The organism is Paracoccus onubensis, from assembly GCF_003591515.1.
GTDB lineage: Bacteria > Pseudomonadota > Alphaproteobacteria > Rhodobacterales > Rhodobacteraceae > Paracoccus > Paracoccus onubensis.
In genome coordinates this window covers 1-23,786 of record NZ_QZCG01000011.1, presented here as the reverse complement: position 1 = coordinate 23,786, position 23,786 = coordinate 1, and the positions used below count along the sequence as shown (strand labels likewise).

The following is a 23,786-nucleotide window of genomic DNA, read 5'->3' as shown; positions in this document are numbered from 1 at the left end:
TGGCAGAGCAGCACGTTACCGCCTATACAGCTTGCTGCAATGCGGCAGGGTCCGTATGATAATCAGGTTTTTGGGCATCGAAATCCACGTATGAAGCGCAGACAATTTCTTAATGCCGCCAGTGTGCTGGCAGTCGGTGGTCAGATTGTGGCAACCAGGGCGCAGGCTCAGGAAGCTGACGATGAAACTGGCGGGGATGTGCCGACCGCGCATCGTGATTTCGGGTTCGAAGACGTCGCCGCGATTGCGGAAGACCGCGCGACCCGCGTTTACACCCAGCCCGTGGCCGAACAGGTCGGCAGTTTTGCCGATCTGAATTACGATCAATATCGCGGGATTCGTTTCCGCCGCGATCTGGATCCGCTTGAGGGGCGCGGGGGCTTTGCGCTTGATCTGTTGCCGCCGGGCGTAATCTTCTACGAGCCGGTGAATATCAGCATCGTCCGGGACGGCGTTCCGCAGAAGCTTGGCTTCGATCCGCATATGCTGGAATTCGATCCCTCGCAATTTCCGGACGGCGCCGATCTGGATACCAAGGGCGAGATGGGCTGGTCGGGTTTCCGCATGCGGACCACGCTGAACAAGCCCGGCGTCATGGATGAATTCCTGGTCTTTCAGGGCGCGACCTATTTCCGGGCCGTGGCGCGCGGAACCCTTTACGGTCTGTCTGCCCGCGGATTGGCGATCAAGACCGGCAGTCCCGATGGCGAGGAATTTCCTCTCTTTACCGATTTCTGGATTCACGAACCCGATCCGGATTCTGCCGGGACGATCCGCATTCACGCGATTCTGGACAGCAAATCGGTGACTGGCGCCTATGAATTCGATGTCAGCCCGGGTGCCGTGACCATGGTCCGCACGCGGGTCGCATTGTTCCCGCGCATCGATCTGCGCGAAACCGGGATTGCGCCGCTGACCTCGATGTTCTGGTTCAGTCCCGCAAGCCGCCGCACGGTCGACGATTACCGACCCGCCGTTCATGACAGCGACGGGCTGCAGATGCATACCGGCGCGGGTCAGGCCCTGTGGCGCAGCCTGTCATCGCCGAAGAATCTTCAGATCGCCTCATTCGTGGACAGCAATCCGCGCGGCTTCGGTCTGATTCAGCGCAAGCGGGAGTTCGAGGATTATCAGGATGCCGAAGCATCCTATCACCTGCGCCCCTCGGCATGGATCGAACCCGAGGGCGATTGGGGCGATGGCGAGATCAGGCTGGTTGAAATTCCGGTCGAGAATGAGTTCAACGACAATATCGTCAGCTATTGGGTGCCCAAGGAACCGATCACCAAGGGCAAGCGGCGCGAATTCCAGTATCGGATGAGCTTCTCGGCCCTGCCGCCAAGCGAATTGCCGCTGGCAAAGATCCGGCAGGTCCGGTCGGGCCGCTCGATCAATGAGGAAACGCAAAGAAGTTACATCGTCGATTTCGATCTGTCCCTGTTCTCTTCGGAACTGCCGGAATCCAAGGTGACGACCTCGAAGGGCAAGATCGTTCACGCCTATCTGAAGCAATTGCCCGAGCAGCAGGTTTTGCGGCTCGCTTTCGAGTTTCAGCCCGAAAACGCGCAATTCGCAGATATTCAGGCCGTATTGACCGGCAAGGACGGGATCGCGCTTAGCGAAACCTGGATGACTCGCTGGTCGGCATGAATATTGCGCTTGACAGTAACGGCGCGGATTTGCCGCCGATGCCCTCGGAAGCACCGCTGGAAATGCCGGTGCAGGATTTCCGCGGACCGCCCCCGAAAGGCCCGAAAGCCGGGTTCGAGAACTGGCGGGTCTGGCTGGCCCGGCTGATCGCCTTTGGCGGGACGGCGGCGCTGGCGGTTATCGGCTTTCTGCAAATGCTGACCGCCTTCGGCGACAAGCCGACGCCGATGCAGCTTATGCTTCTGGCCTTGTTCGTGCCGACCTTTGCATGGGTCGGGTTCAGTTTCTGCGCCACGATTGTCGGTTTTCTGGCACGCGTGCCGAAGACTCCGGATATTCCCGGCACCGCCCGCATCGCCGTTGTCATGCCGATCTATCACGAGGATGCCACGACAAGCATCGGCCTGCTGACCGCCCTTGCCGAGGATCTCATGCGTGAGGGGATGGGCGAACGTACCGAGATATTCGTGCTTTCGGATACGCGCGACCCCGAGATTGCCGTCAATGAAACCCTGGCGGTCTCGGCGGCGCGGGAAATGTCGCCTCTGCCGATCTGGTATCGCCGGCGCGAAACCAACGAGGATCGCAAATCCGGCAATATCGCGGAATTCCTGCGCCGCTGGGGCGGGAATTACGATCATATGGTCGTTCTGGATGCCGACAGCATCATGAGCGGCGAAACCATCAGGGCGCTTTCGGCGCGGATGGAGGGGGCGCCGGATCTGGCTCTGATCCAGACCATGCCGGTTCTGGTCGGCGGCGAAACGATCTTCGCCCGCCTGACTCAGTTCGCCGGGCGCGTCTATGGCCCGATGATCGCGCGCGGGGTCGCCGCATGGTCCGGAAATACCGGAAATTTCTGGGGCCATAACGCAATTATCCGCATTTCTGCCTTTGCCCAATGCTGCGGATTGCCCAAACTGCCCGGCAAACCGCCTTTCGGCGGTTCGATCCTCAGCCATGATTTCGTCGAGGCGGCGGCGCTGTGCCGGGCGGGCTGGAAAGTCCGGCTGGATTACGATCTGCGCGGCAGTTACGAAGGCTGCCCGCCCACGCTGCTGGACATGGCGGCGCGGGAACGCAGATGGGCGCAGGGGAACCTTCAGCATCTTGGCCTGATCGGTATGAAGGGCACCCGCGCGATAAGCGGCGCGCATTTCGCCATCGGCGTGCTGGCATTCCTGATGAGCCCGATCTGGCTGGCGCTGATTCTGGTCGGGCTTGTGCTGTCGGCCACGGTGCTTCTGTCCACGCCGGAATATTTCCCGAACGCCTATCAGCTTTTCCCCGAATGGCCGGTTTTCGATTCCCTGCGGATGCTGTGGCTGTTCATCACCGCCATGGCGCTGCTGCTGCTGCCCAGATTCTTCGCGCTTTTCCGGGCGTGGCTCCGGCCGTTGGCGCGGAATTCCGGCGGCCCGGTGCATATTCTTGCAAGCGCGCTGTTCGAGATCGTGCTTTCGGCACTGATCGCCCCGGTGCAGATGCTGACCCAGACCCGGCAGATATACGAAATCCTGCGCGGCCGGGACAGCGGATGGAAAGCACAGGTCCGTGCCGGAACGGTTCCGCCGTGGCATGTCGTGATCAGCCGTCACTGGGCGCATGTCGCGCTGGGCGTGGGCACGCTGATCGTGCTGGCCGAATTCTCGCCGCGGCAGCTGATCTGGCTGTCGCCGATCCTGATAGGGCTGATCCTGTCGCCGCTGACCTCGCGTTTCTCGGCCAGCCCGGTCTTTGGCCGCTGGACCCGAATGCGCGGATTGCTGGTCACCCCGGAAGAGCGCGATCCGCCCCGGGTGCTGTCCGAGGCTCAGGCCGTGATGCGCAAGCTTCCCCGGCAGCAATCGGGTAACGAGTCGATCCTTCGCCTTGGGAAGGAACCCGAGCTGCTGGCCTGGCATATGGCGCTTGTCCCGGTGTTGGACGAAAGGCCCGCCGCGGAAAGGATGGACCAGATCACCGCAGGCGCCAAGATCGCCAATGCGGCAAGCCAGACGGAAGCGCTTGGTTTCCTGAACCCGGCTGAGGCAAACGCGCTTGTGTCAAGCAGGGAACTGCTGCGAGAGTGGAGCCAGCTTCCCATATGAAGCGCATGATATCTCTGGATGCGCTGCGCGGCTACGCGCTTGTCTGCATTATGCTCGATCACATGCCGGCCTCGATCCTGCGCGAGGTGACGCTGGCGAATTTCGTGGTCTTCGATGCGGCAGAACTCTTTGTGCTGCTGTCGGGATTCCTGATCGGGATAGTCTGGCTGAATGTCGAGGAAAAGCAGGGCCGCGGCGTTGCCAGGCGCCGGTTTGTCCGCCGCGCCTTCGAGGTCTGGCGCGCCCTTGTGATCGGCGGTGTGCTGCTTGCGCTTCTGTCCGCAATATTGCTGGCATTCGAGATGAGACATACTGCCGTCTGGAACCAGTATGCGATCTGGGTCCTCGAGAATCCGCTGGGTTACGTGGGCACATTGATGACCATGTGGATGCAGCCGAATCTTCTGGACGTGCTGGCGGTCTATGTCCTGCTGATCGCCTCCACACCGTTGCTTGTTCCGGTCATGCTTCGCTGGCCGCTGGTTTTCGCCATCTGTTCGGTGACGCTTTGGTGGTTCGCGCCGACGCTGAATGCCATGATCCCCAATCAACGCGGATCGGGCTTCCTGTTCAATCCGTTCGGCTGGCAGATGCTGTTCTTCACCGGCGTGGCGATGTCGCTGTTCCGCAAACAGTTCATGCCGGTATTGCTGCGGTATCGGCTTGCGGTCACGCTGGCTGCCTGGGCCATGTTCCTTTTCGGTGCGGTTCTTGGCACTGCGGTTCAATTCGGTCAGGCGGGGTTGCCCTTGCGCAATGCGCTCAGGCCGCTCTACGGGCATATCGACAAATGGCCGCTGGACGGCACACGCTATCTGGCGATCGTCGCGGCAAGCTGGCTGGTCGCGGTGCCATTGGCCCGGATCATTGAGCGGATCGCCGCAAGCCGCCCCGGAGAAGCGATGCAGCAGATCGGGCGCGGCGGATTATGGTCCTTCATCGCCTGCGTCCTGCTGTCGATTCTGGGGGATGCGTTGCAGATCAATCCTGCCGATCAGCCGGTATTGCAAAGACTGGCGGTCGATCTGTGGGTCGTTATGGCGCTATGGGGGCTTGCCATCGTCTGGCTGGAATATGGCGCGCCGCGGCAAAAGGCCCGGAAAGCGGCCAGAGCGGCGAAAGCTCTTCAGGCCAAGGCTGCCAAAGCGGCCAAGGCCGCCAACGCCCTTCAGGCTCCGGCAGAAACATGCGTTCCGGAACCCTCCAAAGCCGGGCAGTGCCCGCCCGTTCAGGCACGGACATAGCGGCGGCGGTTTATCCGCGTGCCGACTTCAGGAAAGATTTCAGCCAGTCCCGCGCATCAAAACCCGGCAGGGGGGACGCCGCATAAAGCTGGCGATCAAGCTCGGTCAGGCCCTGCGGCTGAAGCCCGCGCCAGTCAAGATGCCGTTCGGCGGCGTGGCGAAGGGCGGTCAGATCGTTGCGGCTGGCCGCCTTCCGCATCACCCGCATATGGGGTGAGGGCAGCAACCGGCGCAGGCGTCTTTGCAGGGCATCGCCCCGCATCGGGCTGCGCTGCCATAGCAGCGCCACCAATCCGCCGGTAAAGGCAGCCAGCAGCACGGCAATTGAAATCATGCGGTTGGGCAAGGCACTGCCATCGCCGCTATCGCCGAAATTCGCGCCAAATCCGCTAAATCCGAAGGGAATCGGGTCAAGCGGCGCGATCTCGACCCGCCGGTTCGCGCTGTCGAACCACGCAAACCCCGCGCCGGGCAGGATGGCGGGTTCGCCGGTATGCGGGCGCAATTGCCATTCCCAGACCACCCGCGCCACCGGACCGTTATCGGTCATGACCGTCTCGCGCTCTTCGGGCGCGGTGAAACTGATCATCCAGGGCTGGCTGAGATCCGGGCGCGGAGGCAGATAATGGGCCAGCGTGTCCTGCGCCTCGATGGTGACGCGGCGGGTCAGGACCTCGTTCTGCTTCAACTGCCCCGGTTCCGCCGACAATTCGTCGGTCAGGGTCAGTTTCTTCGCCGAAAGGGGGCGGTGATCGCCGGGAAAGGGCTTGACGTTCAGCACTGCCGCCGGCGCGGTGACATCGGTTTCCGCGCGTTGCCCATTGCCCTGAACATAGGTCAGGTGATGCGTGATCGGGCCGATGGAGATTTCTCCGTCATGGCTGGGAAAGACGGCGATCTTCCGTTCGAATATCTGCAACAGGCGGCCATTCACCCGCTCTTTGTGCCAATCGTCGCGGGCGATCTGGATCCAGTCGTAATCGGGCGAATTCGGGATGACCATCTCTTCCAGCGAGACGGTCAGGTCATATTCGCCGCGAATCGTCAGCCGGACCATCTCGGACACGACCGGATTGCCGTGATCATACAGGATCCGCAGCTTCGTATCGCCCTGCGCGGCGGCGGGAAGCGTGGCGGCCCCCCATAAAATGGACAGCCATAGAAGCAGCGACAGGATCGGTCGGCTCACCATGGGTCGGCCTCTTTCGGGCGGATCAGGCCAAGATTGGCGCGGCGTTCATATTCGGCGCGGATGCGCAGGCGCAGGAACTCGCCCGGATCGTCCGAGATGATCTCGAGCCATTCATCCGTCGCGGCGATGCCCTTGCGGTCAAGCTGGCGGTCCCATTTCGGACCCGAGGCATTGGCAAGCAGATTGGAGTCGGGCGCCTCTTCCGATTCCATGCCTCCGGCCCCGGCCAATCGTCCCGGCGCGATGCTTTCCCCGCGCGGCGGCGGGAACATTGAGGCGACCAGCTCGCGATTGGACCGGGCCTGCGCATCGGCGGGATTGGCAAACAGCATCGCGTCGAAATAGGCGACAGACAGCGGGTAATCCCCGGTGGCCGCAAGGCTGAGACCGCGATTATAGGTCTGCGACCGGCCGGCATCGGCGAATGCCTTGTCGGCGGCGGCGTAATCCCCCATCCGGTACAGCGCCACGCCCTGCGCCGCACGGTCGGATAACAGCCGCGCCGCCGCCCCGTCCCAGCCAGACCGCAGCGCCAGCCGCCCCATCGCCTCGGGTCCGGCAAGGGCGATGGCGGCAAGAGCGGCGATCAGGATAAGCAGGGGCAGTTTCATCGCATCCCCCCGATGATGAGTGCGACTGGCCTGCCCCATCCGCCCGACCGGGCGGGCGCGTTTGTAACGTTATCCTGCGGTATCAACCCCGTCCGGAGTTGCGCCATAAAGCGAGAAACACATCCCTTTGCCGCCCACCCGGCGGACGGGCGCTGCGCCGCTATCCCGATGTGGAACCCCGCCGTCATTTCTGCCTCCGCAACATGATCAGCAGCGGAAACAGCGCGAATGCTGCCAGAACCGGGCCCAGATCGCGATATTGCAGCGCCCGCAGCACCGGATCGCGCATCGCCGCGCCCGTCCGGTCCAGCGATCCGGCCATCCGCGCCATCTGATCGGCGGGCAAAACCTTGCCCTCGCCCCGCGCCAGCCGTTCAAGCGCATCTGAAGGCGGTACCGGGGCGTCCGGCGCGACATCCGAGATCCGCAGGGCCGAGATCCGCACGCCCGCATCGGCCAGCCGGTTCGCCTCGGCCTCGGCCTGACGGTCGACGCCGCCGCCATCCGAGATGATCACCAGATCGGCGCGGCGCGGCTGTTCCAGCATCTTGCCCGCCTGCCCAAGCGCATCCGCCACCCGGCTTCCCGGATTGGGCATCGTGTCGGCATCCAGAACCGCGATCTGCGTTTCAAGCGTGGACAGATCCAGGGTCGGCGCGGCCACGGTATAAGCCTCGCCCCCGTAAAGGATCAGCCCGACGGGCCGCCCGGCCAGCCCCTGCAACAGCCCCGCCGCCGCGAATTGCGCCTGTTTCAGACCCGGCCCCGCTGCGACCGAAGGCGACAGGTCCATGGCGATCACCACGGCATCGGTCTGGGTCAGCACCGGCGCATCGCGGCGCGGCAGGGCGGGGCCGGTCAGGCCAAGGATCAGGGCCAGCATCGCAGCAGGCGTCAGACTGCGCTGCCACAGCGGCTGCCGCCCGCCCAATGCGCCAAGCGCGATCATCGCACGCAGCATCCGCGGCGGCATGACCCGCTGCCAGCCGCCCGCATCGCCATTATGCCGTAATGTCCACAGCGTCAGTGCCGCCAGAGGCAGCAGTGCCAGAAGCCACCATGGGCGCATCAGGATCAACCCGCCCATCCATGCCTCCTGACGGTCAGAAGGATAAGGCATCCAAGCGCCAGCAGCGCCGGCCATTGCCACAGCGATTGCCAATAGCGCATCGGCGGGCGCGACGAAGGGTTCGGTTCAAGCCGGTCCAGCGTGGCCGCCATGCGCTGCAAATCCGCGGTCGTGCGGACCCGGAAGCTTTCGCCTTCCGCCGCCGCCGCGATATCGCGCAGGGTCTTTACATCCACCGCATCGCGCGATTTGGGCTGGTTCTCCAGATCTTCGGGGCCAAGGGCGATGGAATGGACCCTGATCCCGTGCGAGGCGGCCAGCTTTGCCGCCTCGACTGCTGGCACATTGCCCGAGGTATCCACCCCGTCCGACAGAAGCACGATCACCCGTGTCGGCGCATCGCTGCGTGACAGCCGCTTGGTGGCAAGCCCCAGCCCGTCTGAAATCGCCGTGCCGCGCCCGGATATGCCGATCTGCGCCTCGTCTATGGCGCGGGCGACGGCATCCACGTCGAAGGTCAGCGGGGCGGCGAAATAGGCTTCTTCGCCGAAGATCACCAGCCCGATCCGGTCCCCGCGCCGCGCCGCGACAAAGGCCGAGGCGGTGCGCTTGACGGCATCCAGCCGCGACACGGGCTGATCGTCCAGCCGGAAATCCTCTTTCATCATGCTGCCCGACAGATCGATGGCCAGCACGATATCGCGCCCCGAGGCGGGGATGATGTCGCTGACCGCTTCGGTCCTTGGCCCTGCCAGCGCAAGCACCAGCAGGATCCATGTCAGCCCGGTCAGCCACGGCCCGCGCCGGATCTCGGCCCCGGTTTCGTTGTGAGCGGCCTGCAACAGATGTTGCGGCAGGATCAGTGCCGGCCGGCCGATGGCGATGGGCGGCGTCAGCCGTCGCAGCAATAGCGGCAGCGGCAGAAGGATCAGCAGCCAGGGCAGGGCAAAGCTCATCTTCGCCTCTTGCCGCGCGGGTTTGCGCCCGCCAGCGCGATCCGCTCGATCTGCTCGTCCGAAGGCGGCGGGGCAGCGCCATAGGCAGCCGGGCGCAATGCTTCGGGCAGATGGCCAAGGATGCGGGCGATGGACAGGATCCGCTCGGCTCCGGGCTGTCCGCGCGTGGCGCGGATGCGGACGCGGCGCGAAGGGCGGCGGGTCAGCCAGGGCAGCAGCAGCGCGAACAGGATCAGCGCCGCCAGCAGGCCCAGCCCGGCCAGCCCGCAAAGCTCGCGCCAGCCCAGCGCGGCCATATCGGCGGGCAGGCGGGGCGGGGCAAGTGCGGCAAGCATGTCTTCATGCGTCATGGTTGCACCTCGGCGGGTCTGGTGCCGATGGCGCGCAGCCGGGCGCATTCTCCGGCCAGATCGGGCAGGGCAAGACGGGCAAGACGGCTTGCGCGGCCATCGCTGACAGCAAGCACGCCGCGCGGGGGGGTGCATTCGATCTCGTCCAGCATCAGGGCGATGGTGACGGTGCGGCGGCGGGCAAGCCGCGATAGCGCCGCCTCGGCATCGCGCCACTCACCCGGCGCAGTCGCCAGCAATACGCGCCCGCCCGCAGGGGCCAGCCGCGCGGCACGGGCAAGGGCCTCGGCCAGGGGCGGCCTGCCGGGATTGCCGGACGCTCCGTCATTCAGTGCCCGATCATGCTGCAGCGCCAGCAGTTTCGCGATGCCGGCCATATGCTGGTCGCCCGCCGCGCCGGGCAGTTCGGCCAGACCGTCCCCGGTGACGGTCAGCGCGGCGACCGATCCGCCGCGCAGCACCGCCTGCCAGCCCGCGCGGGCCAGATGATATGCCCCCCTGACCGACCGCAAGGCCGTTCCGGTGCCCCACAGCATCGGCGCGCGGAAATCGGCGATCAGCAAGGTGGTGTCGTCGCGGTCTTCATGCAGGCTGCGGATATGGGGATGGCCGGTCCGCGCGGTTGCCGCCGGGTCGATCCGCCTTGGATCGTCGCCCGCGACATAGGCCCGGATCTCGCGCAGATCCATGCCTGCGCCTTCCATCCGCGCGGGTACCGCTCCGGGCTTGCGCGTTGCCGGACGGTGCCGGTTGGGCGCCACGCCCTCATCGCGCAGCGCCAGCAGTTCCGCCTCCGTCAGCCGGATCCCCGGAGGGGCTTCGGATGAGCGCAGACCGGTCATTGCGGGATTCCGGAAGAGATGATCGCAAGGCACCCGGTATGTCTGACCATCGTTTCGTTACCGACATAGCCGCGCGGTGCCCGGCCGCGGATGGGCGCGGAACCGGTTGTGATCCGCGCTTTATGGTGCAACCACGCGCTTTGCTGCACCCGGAGGATAACGGCACCAGAGCGCCCGTCCGGGGGGCGGCCGGGCGCTGCGCGGCGGGCCGTTGGCCCTTGATTCCGCGCGTGCGAGATAGCGGTGCCGCGGTTCGTTTCACCCCTGCCGGACGGAAAGACCGCATTCGCGGCACACCGCAAATCCCGATCTGCCGCCCTGTGTTTCACCAAGGCCGGACCTCGGCCAATATCTCGGCGACCAGTTGCCTTGCGCTGCGCCCCTCGCTGACGGCTTGCCATGCGGGAACCATGCGATGCGCCAATGCGTCCGCCGCCAGCGCCTCGGCATCCTCGGGCAGCCCGTGATCGCGGCCATTCAGCCAGGCCCGTGCCCGCACCCCCGCCGCCAGTGCAAGGGAACCGCGCGGCGAAACCGGATGCTCGATCCATTCCGCGACAGTGCCGCCCGGACGTGTGGCCATGACCAGCCGCACGATGAAATCCTTCAGTGCCGGGGCAAGATGAACCTGCGCCACCTCGGCCTGCGCCTGCGTCAGATCCTCGGGCGCGACGACTGTACCGGGTTTGGGCGGTGTCTGCCCTTCGGCCTCGACCAGATCGAGGATCGCGCGTTCGGCCTCGGCTCCGGGCAGATCCAGCCGCAGATGCAGCAGGAAACGGTCAAGCTGCGCTTCGGGCAGCGGGAATGTGCCTTCATGCTCGATTGGGTTCTGGGTTGCCACGACCATGAAGGGATCGGGCAGCGGCCGGGTGACGCCGCCGCTTGTTACCTGCCGCTCCGCCATTGCCTCCAGCAGCGCGGATTGCACCTTGGGCGGCGCGCGGTTGATCTCGTCCACCAGAACCAGACTGTGAAAGACCGGGCCCGGCATGAAGTCGAACCCGCCGGTTTCGGGCCGGAATACCTGCGTGCCGGTGAGATCCGACGGCAACAGGTCCGGCGTGCATTGAATCCGCGCATGGCTGCCGGGCAGATGCGCGGCAAGCTGCTTGACGGCGCGGGTCTTGGCGATGCCGGGCGGCCCCTCGATCAGGACATGTCCACCGGCGAGAAGTGCGATCAGCAACCGCTCGACCAGGATTTCATGACCGATCAGCGCCGCGCCGACTTCTGCCCCCAGCCGTGCGACAGGATGCGTTTTGTGCGAAAGCTCGTTCATCGCTGCCCTCCAGAGCGAACATGCACATTGTGCAGGGACTCGTGCCCGGTATCCAGCCCGCCGAAAGTCTGACATAGGTGATTGTACATTATGACCAGGTGATTTTAAGGGAATCATGCTTGCAGATTATTCCCACGCCCCAAATCATGCCCACAGCCGTGGCGGAAAATGGCAGGGTGCGCTTGTCGGGCTGGCCTTACCTGTTTTCGGCATGGCCTGCGCCCGGAAAACGAAAAATCTGTTGCAATTGACTGGAATGCCCCCGCAGTTTCTGGTCATTGGGGAAAAATGATTGACTCAGAGATGAAACAGCGAAGCCGATGAGCATACATCTTTACCAGAATGATCTTCCCGACGATCTGAATCTTGGTCCGGTCGTGGCCATCGATACCGAAACCATGGGGCTGGACCCGCGCCGGGACCGGCTTTGCCTGGTGCAGATGTCCTCGGGCGACGGTCAGGCGCATCTGGTCCAGATCGAAAGGGGCCAGACCGAAGCGCCCAATCTCTCGCGCATGCTCACCGATTCCAAAGTGCTGAAATTGTTTCATTTCGGGCGTTTTGACATCGCTGCGCTGGAAAACGCCTTTGGGGTCGTGACCTCTCCGGTTTGGTGCACCAAGATCGCGTCGAAACTGGTGCGGACATTCACCGACCGGCACGGGCTGAAAAACCTTCTGTCCGAGCTTGTGAATGTCGATGTCAGCAAGCAGCAGCAGACCAGCGACTGGGGCGCCGAGGACCTTTCCGATGCGCAGCTGGAATATGCGGCATCGGATGTGCTGTATCTGCACAAGCTGAAAGACGCGCTCGAGGAACGTTTGCGGCGCGAGAATCGTTTGGGTCTTGCGCAGGCCTGTTTCGATTTCCTTCCGGCGCGTGCCCATCTGGATTTGCTGGGTTGGGGGGATGAAAAGGATATCTTCCACCACTAGATGAATATCTTCCACCAATAGATGGGCAGCATGAATTCGTTTCTCGACACCGCCACCCGCGTAATCCGCACCGAAGCAAGGGCGCTTGACCTTCTGGCGGACGGTCTTGGCCCGGAATTCCAAGAGGCCATCGACCTGATCCTTGGGGCATCGGGCCGGGTGATCGTGTCCGGCATGGGCAAATCCGGCCATATCGCCCGCAAGATCGCGGCGACGCTGGCTTCGACCGGGACGCCCGCGCAATTCGTCCACCCGGCCGAGGCGAGTCATGGCGATCTGGGCATGGTCACGCAATCCGATGTGACGCTTGTGCTGTCGAATAGCGGCGAGACGCCGGAACTTGCCGACCTGATCGCCCATACCCGCCGCTTCCGGATCCCGTTGATCGGGGTGGCGTCGAAACCCGGCTCGACCCTGCTGCGGCAATCGGATGTGGCGCTTGTGCTGCCCGACGCTCCCGAGGCTTGCGGGCGGGGGATCGTGCCCACCACCTCGACCACCATGACGCTGGCGCTGGGCGACGCGCTGGCCGTGGCGTTGATGGAGCATCGCGAATTCACCGCCGAGCATTTCCGCACCTTCCACCCCGGCGGCAAGCTGGGCGCGTTGTTGGCGACCGTGGGTGATCTGATGCATGAAGACATGCCTCTGGTGCAGGAAAACGATCCAATGAGCGAGGCATTGCTGGTCATCAGCCAGAAAGGTTACGGTGTCACCGGCGTGCTGGACGGCGAAGGCAAACTGACCGGCATCATCACCGATGGTGACTTGCGGCGGCATATGGACGGGCTTCTGGATAACAATGCGGCGCAGGTCATGACCCGCGATCCGCGCGTAATTGAGCCCGCCGCATTGGCGGCATCGGCTCTTGCCGAAATGCAGGCTCCGGGGCGAAAGAATATCACCTGCCTCTTTGCCGTGACCGACGGCAAGCCCGTCGGGATCCTGCATATCCATGACTGCCTGCGGGCCGGGATGGTCTGAGCCGATGACGCGCACCCGGATCGTTCGTTGGCTGCGCGTCCTGCTGCCCATGCTGGCGCTTGTCATCTTGTCGACGATGTTCCTGTTCTCGGGCGGCTCGGATACCGAACCCGAGATTCCCTATGCCGAGACCGATGCCGAAAGCATGGCGCGCGAACCGCGCATGATCGCCCCGGAATATTCCGGCGTGACAGAGGATGGCGCGGAATTGTCCTTGCGCGCCTCGCAGATCAGCCCTGCGCAGGATGCGGGCGGCTCTGCCGATGGTTTGCGGCTGGATCTGCGCCGTCCCGATGGGCTGGCGGCGCAACTGACCGCCCCGGCCGGCGCGATGGATGACGAATTGATTACCTTGCAGGGGGGCGTGACCATGGCGACCTCTTCGGGATGGTATATAATCGCCGAAAAGATCGACACCGCAACCGACCGTTCGCGCATGGTGGCCACCGAGGGAATCGGGGCGACCGCGCCTTTCGGCAAGCTTACGGCGGGGGCAATGGAATTGCAGGCGGGGGCGGAACAGAAGGATTCGGCGGTATTGAATTTCACCGATGGTGTGCGTTTGATATACCAACCCTGATTTCAGTGAAGGAAGATGCAGATGCTGCGTTCGATGATGATTGCACTGACCCTTGTGGCCCCGATCTTTGTGGCGGTGCCGGCAATGGCGCAGCAGGTCGGATTCGGGGGCCTGAAAGCGGATGCCTCGGCCCCGGTCGAGGTGTCGGCGGATCAGCTTTCGGTCCGGCAGGAAGACGGCCATGCGGTATTCAGCGGTAACGTGGTGATCGGGCAGGGGGAAATGCGCCTTGCCGCCGATCAGGTCACGGTGGAATATGCCGATGCCGGGCAAAGCCGGATCAAATCGCTTCACGCCAAGGGCAATGTGACGCTTGTCAGCGGCGAGGATGCCGCCGAGGCTGCCGAGGCCAGTTACAATGTCGAGGCGGGCGAGGTGGTCCTGACCGGTGACGTGGTGATGACACAGGGCCAGAATGTCCTGACCGGTGACCGGATGCAGGTTGATCTGGCGGCTGGCACGGCAAAGGTCGATGGCCGGGTGCGGTCCGTTCTTCAACCGGGCACGAACTGATGAAGCAGATTTCGAATGACGGCCTGATGGTCAGGGATCTGCGCAAATCCTATCGCAACCGGCTGGTGATCCGTGAAGTCTCGGTCACGCTGAAACGCGGCGAGGTCGTGGCGTTGCTTGGGCCGAACGGCTCGGGGAAGACGACCTGTTTCTACTGCATCGCGGGGCTGGTCGCGCCGGATGCGGGGCAGGTCATGATCGACGGACAGGACGCGACACGCTTGCCGATGTTCCGGCGCGCGCGCATGGGAATCGGTTATCTGCCGCAGGAAATGTCGATTTTCCGGGGCCTTACGGTCGAGCAGAATATCATGGCCGTGCTTGAGGTCGCCTTTGACGATCCGCGCCACCGCCGGGACCGGCTTGAAGAGCTTCTGGCGGATTTCTCGATCAGCCATTTGCGCAACGCGCCCGCCCTGGCCTTGTCGGGGGGCGAGCGCCGGCGGGTCGAGATCGCCCGCTGTCTGGCCTCTTCGCCGAAATTCCTGCTGCTGGACGAACCTTTCGCCGGGGTCGATCCGATCGCCGTGGGGGAAATCCGCGAACTGGTGCATGATCTGAAAACGCGAGGCATCGGCGTGTTGATCACCGATCATAATGTGCGCGAAACGCTGGCGATCGTGGATCGCGCCTATATCCTGCATGACGGTCATGTGCTGATGTCCGGCTCCACGGATGAGATCGTGGCGGATCAGCGTGTGCGCGAGGTTTATCTTGGCGACAGCTTCCATATCGGCTGACGGTATTGGCTGAACCCCGCAGGAATTTCCTGCAGATCTTATGCTTGCCGTTGACAGAAACGTTTTGCTGTCACCAAATTGACTCATGTGGGTGCGGCTTGTCGTACCCCGCTATTCCCGTTTTCCGCCACGCGCGGACCTATGAACGGATCGGCGCAGGCAGAAACGGGCAACCGGAAAGGATGTAAGATGCGCTTTACCATCAGCGGAAAACAAATTGATGTCGGTGACGCCCTCAGCACGCATGTCGAGACAGAGCTGGGCGACACAGTTGTGAAATATTCCCAGCGCCCCACCGAGGCGACAATCACCTTTTCCCGTGATGCGCATCAGTTTCTGTGTGACGCTGTTGTTCATTTGTCCACCGGGCTGATCGTGCAGGCGCGGGGTGCCGCGAATGAGGTATATGCTTCGTTCGAAGCCTGCCGCGAAAAAATGGACAAGCAATTGCGGCGCTACAAGCGCCGGTTGAAGGATCATCACAAGGACCGTACGGAACCGGTTGAATTCGGTGAGGCCGGCTTGTATGTGCTCTCCGCCGACGAGGATGTATGGGAAGCGCAGGAAAGCGGACTTGAACCCATCATCATCGCGGAGATGGAAAGCCGTGTCCCGACCTTGTCGGTGGGTGACGCGGTGATGCAAATGGAATTGGCCGGGGCTCCGCTATTGGTGTTCCGGAATGAGAAACATGGCGGTGTCAATGTCGTGCATCGCCGTGAGGATGGCAATGTAGGCTGGATTGATCCGCGTGGAAACGGATAGCCGGTCGCGCTCCGCGTTCCGGACGGAACCGCCCCGGCAACAGGCTTGTCGGGGCGGCAAGCGTAGGAAAGACAGGACTGAATGCAACTTAGTGAGATTCTCGGGCCGGGGGCCGTTCGCACCCTCGGGCAGGTAACATCAAAGAAAAGGCTGTTTCAGGAACTGGCCGACCTGGCAAATTCCCAATACGGGCTGAATGCGTCCGAGGTGCTGGACGCATTGCAGGAACGCGAAAGCCTTGGTCCGACCGGCGTCGGCGAGGGCGTTGCCCTGCCCCATGCGCGCCTGCACAAGCTTGACCGGGTCGTCGGGCTTTTCCTGCGGTTGGACAAGCCGCTGGATTTCGATGCGGTGGATCGCAAGCCGGTTGACCTGATCTTCGCCCTGCTTGCCCCGGAATCGGGCGGCGTGGATCATCTCAAGGCGCTTGCGCTGGTGTCGCGGACCTTGCGCGATCCCGATCTGCGCAGCAAGCTTCGCGCCAATGACAGCCCGACCGCGCTGCATGCGGTTCTGGCGGCGGCGCAGGGCATTCAGGCGGCCTGAATTTGGCGCCGGAGCGATTCGGCGCTATACTGGCTTCCTGCCACCTTGGAGGAACCGATGAACAAGCATGTCGAGGATCAGCCCCGCAGCCCCGATCACAACCGGCTGCGCGAATATACACGTCAGGAACGCGAATCGGGCATGCATCCGGCCATCTGGGCGCTGCATAGCCGCCCCTTGATGCGTGGCTCGGTGAATCGCAAGACCGCCGAATATCTGCGAATCGCGCGCGGCCGGACGGTCTGACGCCGCAAGATCCGGGCGTGGGGTCTGGTTTTAATCGAATCAAAGCCTTGCAGAGCCGGGCAGTGCCCGGCCGCGGGCGGGCATCACGGCAATCGTGGTCAGCATTTTATGGTGCAATCCCGCACGACGCCCGGCTAGCAGGACAACGTCACCAAAGCGCCCGCCCACTGGGGCGGTCGGGCGCTGCCCGGCGGGCCTTGATTCCGGGCGTGGATATAGCGGCAGCTGATTATTCCTGTTCAGTACCGCCACAAAACCACCCTCGCGCCGCATTGATCCCGCGCGAGGCGAAGCGCCGCCGTTACGGCGCCCCTGCCGGACCGATATCTTACGCCCGAACGAGTTTCTCGTAATCCTCGGCGATGCCGCGCGTGGTCTGGCCGACCTGGAAATGCCAGTCGCCGATCTGGCCGACCGGCGTCACCTCGGCTGCGGTTCCGGTCAGGAAGCATTCCTGGAAATCTTCCAGTTCTTCCGGCTTGATACGGCGCTCATGCACGGCCACGCCCTTGTCCTTGATCATCTGGATGACGGTCTGGCGGGTGATGCCGTTCAGGAAGCGATCGGCCAGCGGCGTATGCACCTCGCCATCCTTGACGAAGAAGATATTCGCGCCGGTCGCCTCGGCCACGTAACCCTCCCAGTCCATGAACAGCGCGTCCGAGCAGCCCTTGGCCTCGGCGGCATGTTTGGACATGGTGCAGATCATGTAGAGACCGGCAGCCTTGGCGGCGGTGGGGATGGTTTCCGGGCTGGGGCGCTTCCATTTGGCGACGTCCAGCTTGGCGCCCTGCCATTTGGCATCGCCGTAATAGCTGCCCCATTCCCATGCGCAAACAGCCATGCGCACCGGGTTCTTCCGGGCCGACACGCCCATATCCTCGCCCGAGCCGCGCCATGCGACCGCGCGCACATAGGCATCGGTGAATCCATTGGCCTTCAGCACGGCATCCTTGGCAATGTCGATCTCTTCGGCGGAGTAGGGGATCGGCATGTCCAGCAGGCGGCCCGATTCGATCAGCCGCAGCGAATGCTCATGCCCTTTGAAAATCTTGCCGTTATAGCAGCGCTCACCTTCAAAAACCGAGCTGGCGTAATGCAGCGCATGGGTCAGGACATGCACTTTCGCGTCGCGCCATTCGACCAACTCGCCATCCATCCAGATTTTACCGTCACGATCGTCATATGCCGCCGTCATTTTACTCTCCATCAATTCCGGAATTTTCGGATCTTGCGCAAATAACCCCGGAATTGGCCAATTTCTTGCGTAAGATGCTTGACGGCTAGCAATCGAATCTTGGAAAGTCAACAAGGCTGCCCTATCAAGCCGGTAAATGGATGGAAGGAAATGAACATGCAGCAGAATATCAGGATGCCGGGGATGATTGGCGAAGATCTGCTGTTTCTGACCGATGACCAGTTGCGGCGCGGAATCGAGGCGATGTTCTTCGCCTATCGCGCCTTTACGGCCGATCCGGACATGATTCTGGCCGAAATGGATTACGGCCGCGCCCATCACCGCGCGCTGCATTTCATCAGCCGGGGGCCGGGACTGACCGTGACCTCGCTTCTTGCGGTTCTGGGCGTGACCAAGCAATCCCTGAACCGGGTTCTGCGCACCCTGATCGAGGACGGGCTGGTCGAAAGCAAGATCGGACGCCGGGACCGCCGCGAACGTCAGCTTTTCCTGACCGAAAAGGGAACCGAACTGGAACGCCGGCTGTCCGAGGCGCAGCGTGCCCGGATGCGGACCGCCTATCGTACTGCCGGGCCTCAGGCGGTGGCGGGTTTTCGGCAGGTGCTGGAGGCAATGATGGACCCCGCGACGCGCGGGCTGTATCAGTCAGTCAAGGATTTGCCCGAGGATCAAAAAGACCCCGCCAATGAGCAGCCAAGATACACATATTCTGATCGTCGATGACGATGAGCGCATCCGCAGCCTTCTGGGCCGCTTCCTGCGCAAGAACGGTTTTCTGATCACCTGCGCCCGGGATGCGTCGCAGGCGCGGCGGCTGCTGGCCGGGCTGGATTTCGATCTGGTTGTGCTGGATGTGATGATGCCCGGGGAGGATGGTTATTCCCTGTCCCGCCATCTGCGCGAGCGGTCGGACATGCCGATCCTGATGCTGACGGCCAGAGGCGAGACCGGGGACCGGATTACCGGGCTTGAAAGCGGCGCCGACGATTACCTGGCCAAGCCCTTCGAGCCGCGGGAATTGCTGTTGCGAATCGCCGCCATCCTGCGCCGCGTCCCGGCGACCGAGACCGTGCAGCCCAAATTCCTGACCTTGGGGATGCTGCGCTACGATACCGAGAAGGCGGAACTTTGGCAGGGCGATTCCCATCTGCGGCTGACGGGCACCGAACAGGCACTGTTGCGGCGGCTGGCGGCAAGTCGCGGTCAGGCGGTCAGCCGGTCCGAGCTGATCGAGGATCTGGGGCGCGGCACCGGCGAGGAATCCGAGAATTCCGAGCGCGCCATCGATGTGCAGATCACCCGGCTGCGCCGCAAGATCGAACCCGACCCGAAAGAGCCGCGCTTTCTGCAAACGGTGCGCGGGGCGGGATATATGCTGGTGACCGATTGATGCCCATGGGCGCGGCGGCGGATATGCCCCTGTATTCCCGGCCCGGGAAGCGCTGTCCATTTCGCCCTGAAATGCGCTAATCTGGCAGCATGGGCGGGAATCCGACATATCAGGGCATCGAACTTGACGCGGACACGGCGCTGGCGCTGCTTGAATGGCAGGCCGAGATGGGCGCGGACGAACCTGTCGCCGATGCGCCGCTTGACCGATTCGCCTTGCAGGACCGGCCCCGCGCCGCCGCGCCTGCGCCGACGGTTCAGCCCGTGGCCGCGAAACCTGCGGGCGAGCCGGAGCCGCCGGTAGCCGAGGCCGAAGCATTGGCCGCCTCTGCCGACAGTCTGGAAGCCCTGGCGACCCTGCAGGAACGGTTCGACGGGATCGAACTGAAGAAGGGCGCGCGGAATTTCTGTTTCTCGGATGGCAATCCCAAGGCGCGGTTGCTGATTCTGGGTGAGGCTCCGGGCGATCAGGAGGATCGCGAGGGCCGGCCATTCGTCGGCCGTGCCGGGCAGTTGCTGGATCAGATGTTCGGCGCGATCGGGCTGTCACGGGATGCGGTGGATGCCGAAAAGGCGCTGTATATCATCAATGTCCTGACCTGGCGGCCCCCCGGAAACCGTGACCCCAGCCCCGAAGAGATCGCGCTGAGCCTGCCATTCGTCCGCCGCCATATCGAACTGGCCGCGCCGGATCTGATCGTGCTGATGGGCAATATTCCCTGTCAGGCCGCCCTTGGCCGCCGCGGCATCCTGCGCCTGCGCGGCACCTGGACCGAGGCTTTCGGCCTGCCCGCATTGCCGATGACCCATCCCGCCTATCTGCTGCGCAACCCGCCCGCCAAACGCGAGGCATGGGCGGATCTGCTGTCGATCGCCGCGCGGCTGGAGGGCTAGGCGGCACAGCTGGGGCGCAAGAGGCGCAGGTCAGCCGGCTTTGTCGAGTGTGACGGTTTTGAATTGAACATGGCTGCGGGTTTTTTGCGTCCCGCGAAGGCCGGGGGATTTTGCATCCCCCGGACCCCCGGCAAGGTATTTGAGCAAAGAAGAAGAGTGGAGGCCGAGGCAGGCAGGGTCGGATGATATTTGTCCGGCTGTGACTCTTCGTCAGTCCCTGAACCCGTCCCATTCGGGCTCGTTCGCGAAGACGAAATCGTAATATTCGCGGCCTTCAAGCTGGCTTGCCGCCGCCTCGTCCACGATGATCTTGCAATTCGGGTGAAGCTGAAGCGCCGAGGCGCTGATCATCGAGGTCACCGGCCCCTCGACGGCGCGGGCGACGATGGCGGCCTTGGCCGGACCGGTCGCAAGCAGGATCAGTTCCCGCGCGTCCAGAATCGTGCCCACCCCCATCGTCAGGGCGCGTTTCGGCACCCGGTCCGGGTCGCCGCCGAACATCCCGGCATTCTGCGCCCGCGTCACCGGGGTCAGCGCCTTGTCGCGAGTCCGCGACATCAGCGAGGATAACGGTTCGTTGAAGCCGATATGCCCTGCTTCGCCGATCCCCAGAAGCTGAAGATCGATCCCGCCCGCTTGCGAGATCCGGTTTTCGTAATCCTGCGCCGCCGCCTTCAGATCGGCTGCAGCGCCATCCGGGACATGCGTATTGGCCGGATCGATATCGGTCTTCGAGAACAGATGTTCGTTCATATAGCTGCGATAGGAATTCGGATCCTCGGGCGACAGGCCGATATATTCGTCAAGATTGAAGCTGGTGCAGCGGGCCAGCGACACGCCGCTGGCGACCAGTTCGGCATAGACCTGCTCCATGGTCCGGCCGGTCGCGAGGCCCAGAACGGCGTCGGGTTTCGTGCGGATCCGCGCCTCAAGCAGCTTTGCGACCAGCCTGACGGCCTGTTCGGCGGTGCTGCGGGTGATGACTTCCATTCGCTCAATCTCCCAATGCCGGAAACAGATCGGCCAGATCCTGAGATACTGCGACTGCGCGGCCCTGATCCAGCACATCACGCAATGCGCCATCCTGCCAGCGGCGCAGGCGGTAAAGCGTGGCAAAGGTGAAATCCGGCGCGGCCTGACCCTGACCCATGACAAGCTCGCCGCCCCTGCGCACATTGTCGATCATCCAGCCGGGCAGGCGCAGGTGATAGGGATTCCGCCGCACCTCGCCGACATGGCAGGACAGGGCGGCGATCAGGTCGGCCACATCGTGATCACCGGATTCGACCATCAGGTTGGGGCTGTCCATCGCGCCCCAGAATTCGGTTTCGACGACATGGCAGGCAAAGCCCTCGGGTTGCTCGCGCAAGGCATCGGTCAGCAGCAGATGCGTGCCGATATGGGTCTGGTTCCAGTCATCGTCATGCGGAAAGAACACGACCTGCGGGCGATGCGCGGCGATGATCCCCGAAATGACATCCACGGCGCTGCGCCAATGCGGCGCCTCCTGTTCGCGGGTCTCGGGCCGGATCCGGGTCAGCCCGCCATCGCCGGTCGCAATCAGGCCGAAGCCCAAAGCGGCACAGCCCTGCGCCAGTTCCTGCCAGCGTTCCGCCCGCCGGTCCTCGCGGCTGCCCTGAGTAACGGCGACATTGACGATACGGTAACCAAGTTCGCGCAACAGCCGCAGCGGCAGGCCGCCGATGATGCATTCGTCATCGGGATGCGGGGCGAAGATCAGTGCGGTTGGCGCGTCTTCTGCCTGTGCCTGCCCGGTCATGGCAGGGAAACCGCCAAGCGGCAGATCCCGTCCTCGTGCAAGCAGCCGCGCGAAATCCGAGACATATTGCCTATATGGGTTCTTCTCCGCCATTCCCTCCGGCCCTCGCCCTGTTCCTGCCTTCCGCATAAATGACGGGGGGGCAAGGCTTGTGCAAGCGCCGTGTTCAGAGCCGGTTCCAGCGATCTCTCCACCCGCCCTGCATCCGGATCGCTCCGGACCCTTGCCCTTTCGGCATATTTCTTCTTTGTTCAAATACCTTGCAGGGGGCGCGGGGGATGCAAAATCCCCCGCTCCGGCATTTCACGGCGCTTCCTCTCTTCGCTTTCGGGGCCTGCCGCGATAAGAGCTTGCGCATGACTGGCCAAAGCCTCACCTCTTTGCCGTCGCTTTCCCCGGATCAGGCTGATGCGTGGGACAGTCTGGCGGAATGCTTCCTCTCGGCAGGGATCGACCTGACGAGCGAGGAATTGCTGCCGCCGCTTCCCGGAAAGAGCCGCGTCATGGCGGTGATCGGCAAGGCGGGATCGGGGAAGACCCTGCTTCTGTCGGAAATCACCCGTGCCCTGCGCGAAGCGGGCGTCGAGCTGGTCAGTGCCGATTACGAGGGCCGCGCCCGCAAGGACCGCCGCACCGTCGCGATCCTTGCCCCCACGAACAAGGCCGCCTCGGTGCTGCGCAACAGGGGCGTTCCGGCCACGACGATCCACCGGATCCTGTACACCCCGGTCTATGACCCCGAATATGAACGCATCGCCGAATGGCTGGCGGGCGATGCCACCCGTCCCACGGTCGAGGGGCTGACCGATGCCGCGCTTGATCGCGCAAAGGCATTCTACGACCAGAATGCCAGCATTCCCGGCGCATTGGCGGCGGCGGGGCTGCGCGGCTCGGATTTCATCAAGGGCTGGAAACGGCGCGAGGATGGGCTGGATATCGGGCTGATCGACGAAGCCTCGATGCTGGATGAAAAGCAATTCGACGATCTGCGCGAGATTTTCCCGGTGCTGGTCCTGTTCGGCGATCCGGCGCAGCTTGCGCCTGTCGGCCAGTCGGGCGAGATGGTCTTCGATCGGTTGACCGAATCCCAACGGCTGATGCTGAGCCGGATCCACCGTCAGGCCGATGACAGCCCGATCCTTGATCTGGCCCATGCGCTTGCCGATGAGGGCCTTGAATTCCGCGAATTCGAGCAGATGATCCGCGAGGCCGCCGCCCGCGATCCCCGCGTGATCTGGGCCGAGCGGGTGGAAAGCGATCTGATGGCCCGCAGCCCGGTTCTGGTCTGGCGCAATGCCACGCGGATCCGGCTGATCCATGCGTTCCGCTCGGCTTTCGGCGCGCCGGGCGACGCGCTTCTGCCCGGAGAGCCGCTGATCTGCGACGGGCTGGAACTGCCACTGAAACATCGCAAGAAGCGGATTGATCTGGAGGCGCGGGGCCTGATCAAGGGCGCTCAGGTGATCTATCTGGGGCCGGGCCGCAAACCGGGCTTTTCCCGTCTGCATGTGATCGGCGCGGAGGATCCCCGCCTGTCCGCCGCCAGCATCGTCAAGATCGAGATGCCGGATGCCGAGGAACCCTTTATCCCCTTTGCCGCCAATATGGGCGCGGCTTTCCTGCATGGCGCGGCGGTCACGATCCACAAGGCGCAGGGCTCGCAATGGCCCGATGTGCAGGTCTTCGGCCCCGATATCAGTGCCGCCGCATGGTCGGGCCGTTCGGAAGCCGGGATCGCGCTGTGGAAACGGCTGGCCTATGTGGCGATCACCCGCGCGCAGGAGCGGCTTTACTGGATCACCCGGGCGCGGCTGGCCCGCCCTTCGGCCGCGCTTTCGACCGAGGATCTGACCGTGCCGCTTGCGCCGCTTGCGCTTGAAAGCGACGAGGGCTGAGCCGGGCGGGGGAGCGGCGATGCGGTCATTTCGCG

At 63.6% G+C, this 23,786-nt stretch carries 25 protein-coding genes; 15 read left to right on the top strand and 10 right to left on the bottom strand.

The genetic code is table 11. From position 1 onward, the window contains the following. Positions 1-90: 90 nt before the first annotated feature. Genes D3P04_RS15805 through opgC form a run of 3 tightly spaced genes read left to right on the top strand, consistent with a single transcriptional unit; the run spans position 91 to position 4,984 of the window. Complete coding sequence (locus D3P04_RS15805; RefSeq protein ID WP_119750884.1) at positions 91-1,650, top strand: glucan biosynthesis protein; 1,560 nt, start codon at positions 91-93, stop codon at positions 1,648-1,650. Further along, positions 1,647-3,740: a glucans biosynthesis glucosyltransferase MdoH gene (mdoH, locus tag D3P04_RS15800; RefSeq protein WP_119750618.1), complete on the top strand. Its 2,094-nt coding sequence runs from the start codon at positions 1,647-1,649 to the stop codon at positions 3,738-3,740. The genes D3P04_RS15805 and mdoH overlap by 4 nt, the downstream gene beginning before the upstream one ends. Further along, a complete protein-coding gene (gene opgC, locus D3P04_RS15795) occupies positions 3,737-4,984 on the top strand; it encodes an OpgC domain-containing protein (protein WP_119750617.1) in 1,248 nt (415 codons plus the stop codon). The genes mdoH and opgC overlap by 4 nt, the downstream gene beginning before the upstream one ends. Before the next feature lie 10 nt (positions 4,985-4,994). Here opgC and D3P04_RS15790 read toward each other — a convergent pair whose 3' ends face one another. From D3P04_RS15790 to D3P04_RS15760, 7 genes are all read right to left on the bottom strand, one after another. Continuing rightward, complete coding sequence (locus D3P04_RS15790) at positions 4,995-6,176, bottom strand: BatD family protein (protein WP_119750615.1); 1,182 nt, start codon at positions 6,174-6,176, stop codon at positions 4,995-4,997. Continuing rightward, positions 6,170-6,787: a hypothetical protein gene (locus D3P04_RS15785; protein ID WP_119750883.1), complete on the bottom strand. Its 618-nt coding sequence runs from the start codon at positions 6,785-6,787 to the stop codon at positions 6,170-6,172. The genes D3P04_RS15790 and D3P04_RS15785 overlap by 7 nt, the downstream gene beginning before the upstream one ends. Positions 6,788-6,971: 184 nt before the next feature. After that, on the bottom strand, positions 6,972-7,874 hold the full coding sequence (locus tag D3P04_RS15780) for a VWA domain-containing protein (RefSeq protein WP_119750613.1): 903 nt from the start codon (positions 7,872-7,874) through the stop codon (positions 6,972-6,974). Then, positions 7,862-8,812, bottom strand: a complete 951-nt coding sequence (locus tag D3P04_RS15775; protein ID WP_119750611.1) for a VWA domain-containing protein — start codon at positions 8,810-8,812, stop codon at positions 7,862-7,864. Before D3P04_RS15775 ends, D3P04_RS15780 begins: the two co-directional genes overlap by 13 nt. Beyond that, entirely contained in the window at positions 8,809-9,162 is a 354-nt protein-coding gene (locus D3P04_RS15770) for a hypothetical protein (protein WP_119750609.1), read from the bottom strand. Before D3P04_RS15770 ends, D3P04_RS15775 begins: the two co-directional genes overlap by 4 nt. Continuing rightward, positions 9,159-10,004 (bottom strand): DUF58 domain-containing protein, encoded by an 846-nt coding sequence (locus tag D3P04_RS15765; RefSeq protein WP_232845040.1) that lies wholly within the window; start codon positions 10,002-10,004, stop codon positions 9,159-9,161. Before D3P04_RS15765 ends, D3P04_RS15770 begins: the two co-directional genes overlap by 4 nt. Before the next feature lie 325 nt (positions 10,005-10,329). Continuing rightward, positions 10,330-11,286, bottom strand: a complete 957-nt coding sequence (locus D3P04_RS15760; RefSeq protein WP_119750607.1) for an AAA family ATPase — start codon at positions 11,284-11,286, stop codon at positions 10,330-10,332. A 320-nt stretch (positions 11,287-11,606) separates the two neighbouring features. Between D3P04_RS15760 and D3P04_RS15755 the strand changes: the two genes are divergently transcribed. From D3P04_RS15755 to D3P04_RS15720, 8 genes are all read left to right on the top strand, one after another. Further along, on the top strand, positions 11,607-12,221 hold the full coding sequence (locus tag D3P04_RS15755; RefSeq protein WP_119750605.1) for a ribonuclease D: 615 nt from the start codon (positions 11,607-11,609) through the stop codon (positions 12,219-12,221). A 30-nt stretch (positions 12,222-12,251) separates the two neighbouring features. Then, positions 12,252-13,205 carry a KpsF/GutQ family sugar-phosphate isomerase gene (locus tag D3P04_RS15750; protein ID WP_119750881.1) on the top strand — a complete coding sequence of 318 codons (954 nt, stop codon included), beginning with the start codon at positions 12,252-12,254 and terminating at the stop codon, positions 13,203-13,205. Positions 13,206-13,209: 4 nt separating this feature from the next. Further along, positions 13,210-13,785, top strand: a complete 576-nt coding sequence (locus tag D3P04_RS15745; RefSeq protein WP_119750603.1) for a hypothetical protein — start codon at positions 13,210-13,212, stop codon at positions 13,783-13,785. A gap of 21 nt (positions 13,786-13,806) precedes the next feature. Beyond that, positions 13,807-14,298 (top strand): lipopolysaccharide transport periplasmic protein LptA, encoded by a 492-nt coding sequence (lptA, locus tag D3P04_RS15740; RefSeq protein ID WP_232845039.1) that lies wholly within the window; start codon positions 13,807-13,809, stop codon positions 14,296-14,298. Beyond that, positions 14,298-15,038, top strand: coding sequence for an LPS export ABC transporter ATP-binding protein (gene lptB, locus D3P04_RS15735; protein WP_119750601.1), 741 nt, complete (start codon positions 14,298-14,300; stop codon positions 15,036-15,038). The genes lptA and lptB overlap by 1 nt, the downstream gene beginning before the upstream one ends. A 189-nt stretch (positions 15,039-15,227) precedes the next feature. Continuing rightward, positions 15,228-15,803 (top strand): ribosome hibernation-promoting factor, HPF/YfiA family, encoded by a 576-nt coding sequence (hpf, locus tag D3P04_RS15730; RefSeq protein ID WP_119750599.1) that lies wholly within the window; start codon positions 15,228-15,230, stop codon positions 15,801-15,803. An 81-nt stretch (positions 15,804-15,884) separates the two neighbouring features. Next, positions 15,885-16,349, top strand: coding sequence for a PTS sugar transporter subunit IIA (locus tag D3P04_RS15725; RefSeq protein WP_119750597.1), 465 nt, complete (start codon positions 15,885-15,887; stop codon positions 16,347-16,349). A 57-nt stretch (positions 16,350-16,406) separates the two neighbouring features. Continuing rightward, positions 16,407-16,595, top strand: coding sequence for a hypothetical protein (locus D3P04_RS15720; RefSeq protein WP_119750595.1), 189 nt, complete (start codon positions 16,407-16,409; stop codon positions 16,593-16,595). 328 nt (positions 16,596-16,923) lie between these two features. Here the strand turns inward: D3P04_RS15720 and D3P04_RS15715 are convergent, their stop codons facing one another. Next, on the bottom strand, positions 16,924-17,793 hold the full coding sequence (locus D3P04_RS15715; protein ID WP_119750593.1) for a branched-chain amino acid aminotransferase: 870 nt from the start codon (positions 17,791-17,793) through the stop codon (positions 16,924-16,926). Positions 17,794-17,949: 156 nt separating this feature from the next. Between D3P04_RS15715 and D3P04_RS15710 the strand changes: the two genes are divergently transcribed. The 3 genes from D3P04_RS15710 (at position 17,950) to D3P04_RS15700 (ending at position 20,076) form a co-directional block, all read left to right on the top strand. Continuing rightward, positions 17,950-18,516: a MarR family winged helix-turn-helix transcriptional regulator gene (locus tag D3P04_RS15710; protein WP_232845038.1), complete on the top strand. Its 567-nt coding sequence runs from the start codon at positions 17,950-17,952 to the stop codon at positions 18,514-18,516. After that, positions 18,479-19,183, top strand: a complete 705-nt coding sequence (locus tag D3P04_RS15705; RefSeq protein WP_119750591.1) for a response regulator — start codon at positions 18,479-18,481, stop codon at positions 19,181-19,183. The genes D3P04_RS15710 and D3P04_RS15705 overlap by 38 nt, the downstream gene beginning before the upstream one ends. Positions 19,184-19,272: 89 nt before the next feature. Beyond that, on the top strand, positions 19,273-20,076 hold the full coding sequence (locus D3P04_RS15700) for a uracil-DNA glycosylase (RefSeq protein WP_119750589.1): 804 nt from the start codon (positions 19,273-19,275) through the stop codon (positions 20,074-20,076). Between the two features lie 210 nt (positions 20,077-20,286). On the opposite strand, the gene nagB is transcribed toward D3P04_RS15700, so the two are convergent. Next, complete coding sequence (gene nagB / locus D3P04_RS15695; RefSeq protein WP_119750587.1) at positions 20,287-21,066, bottom strand: glucosamine-6-phosphate deaminase; 780 nt, start codon at positions 21,064-21,066, stop codon at positions 20,287-20,289. A gap of 4 nt (positions 21,067-21,070) precedes the next feature. Then, a complete protein-coding gene (locus tag D3P04_RS15690) occupies positions 21,071-21,949 on the bottom strand; it encodes a PIG-L deacetylase family protein (protein ID WP_119750585.1) in 879 nt (292 codons plus the stop codon). A gap of 263 nt (positions 21,950-22,212) precedes the next feature. Between D3P04_RS15690 and D3P04_RS15685 the strand changes: the two genes are divergently transcribed. Beyond that, positions 22,213-23,751 (top strand): ATP-dependent DNA helicase, encoded by a 1,539-nt coding sequence (locus tag D3P04_RS15685; RefSeq protein WP_119750878.1) that lies wholly within the window; start codon positions 22,213-22,215, stop codon positions 23,749-23,751. Positions 23,752-23,786 lie beyond the last annotated feature (35 nt).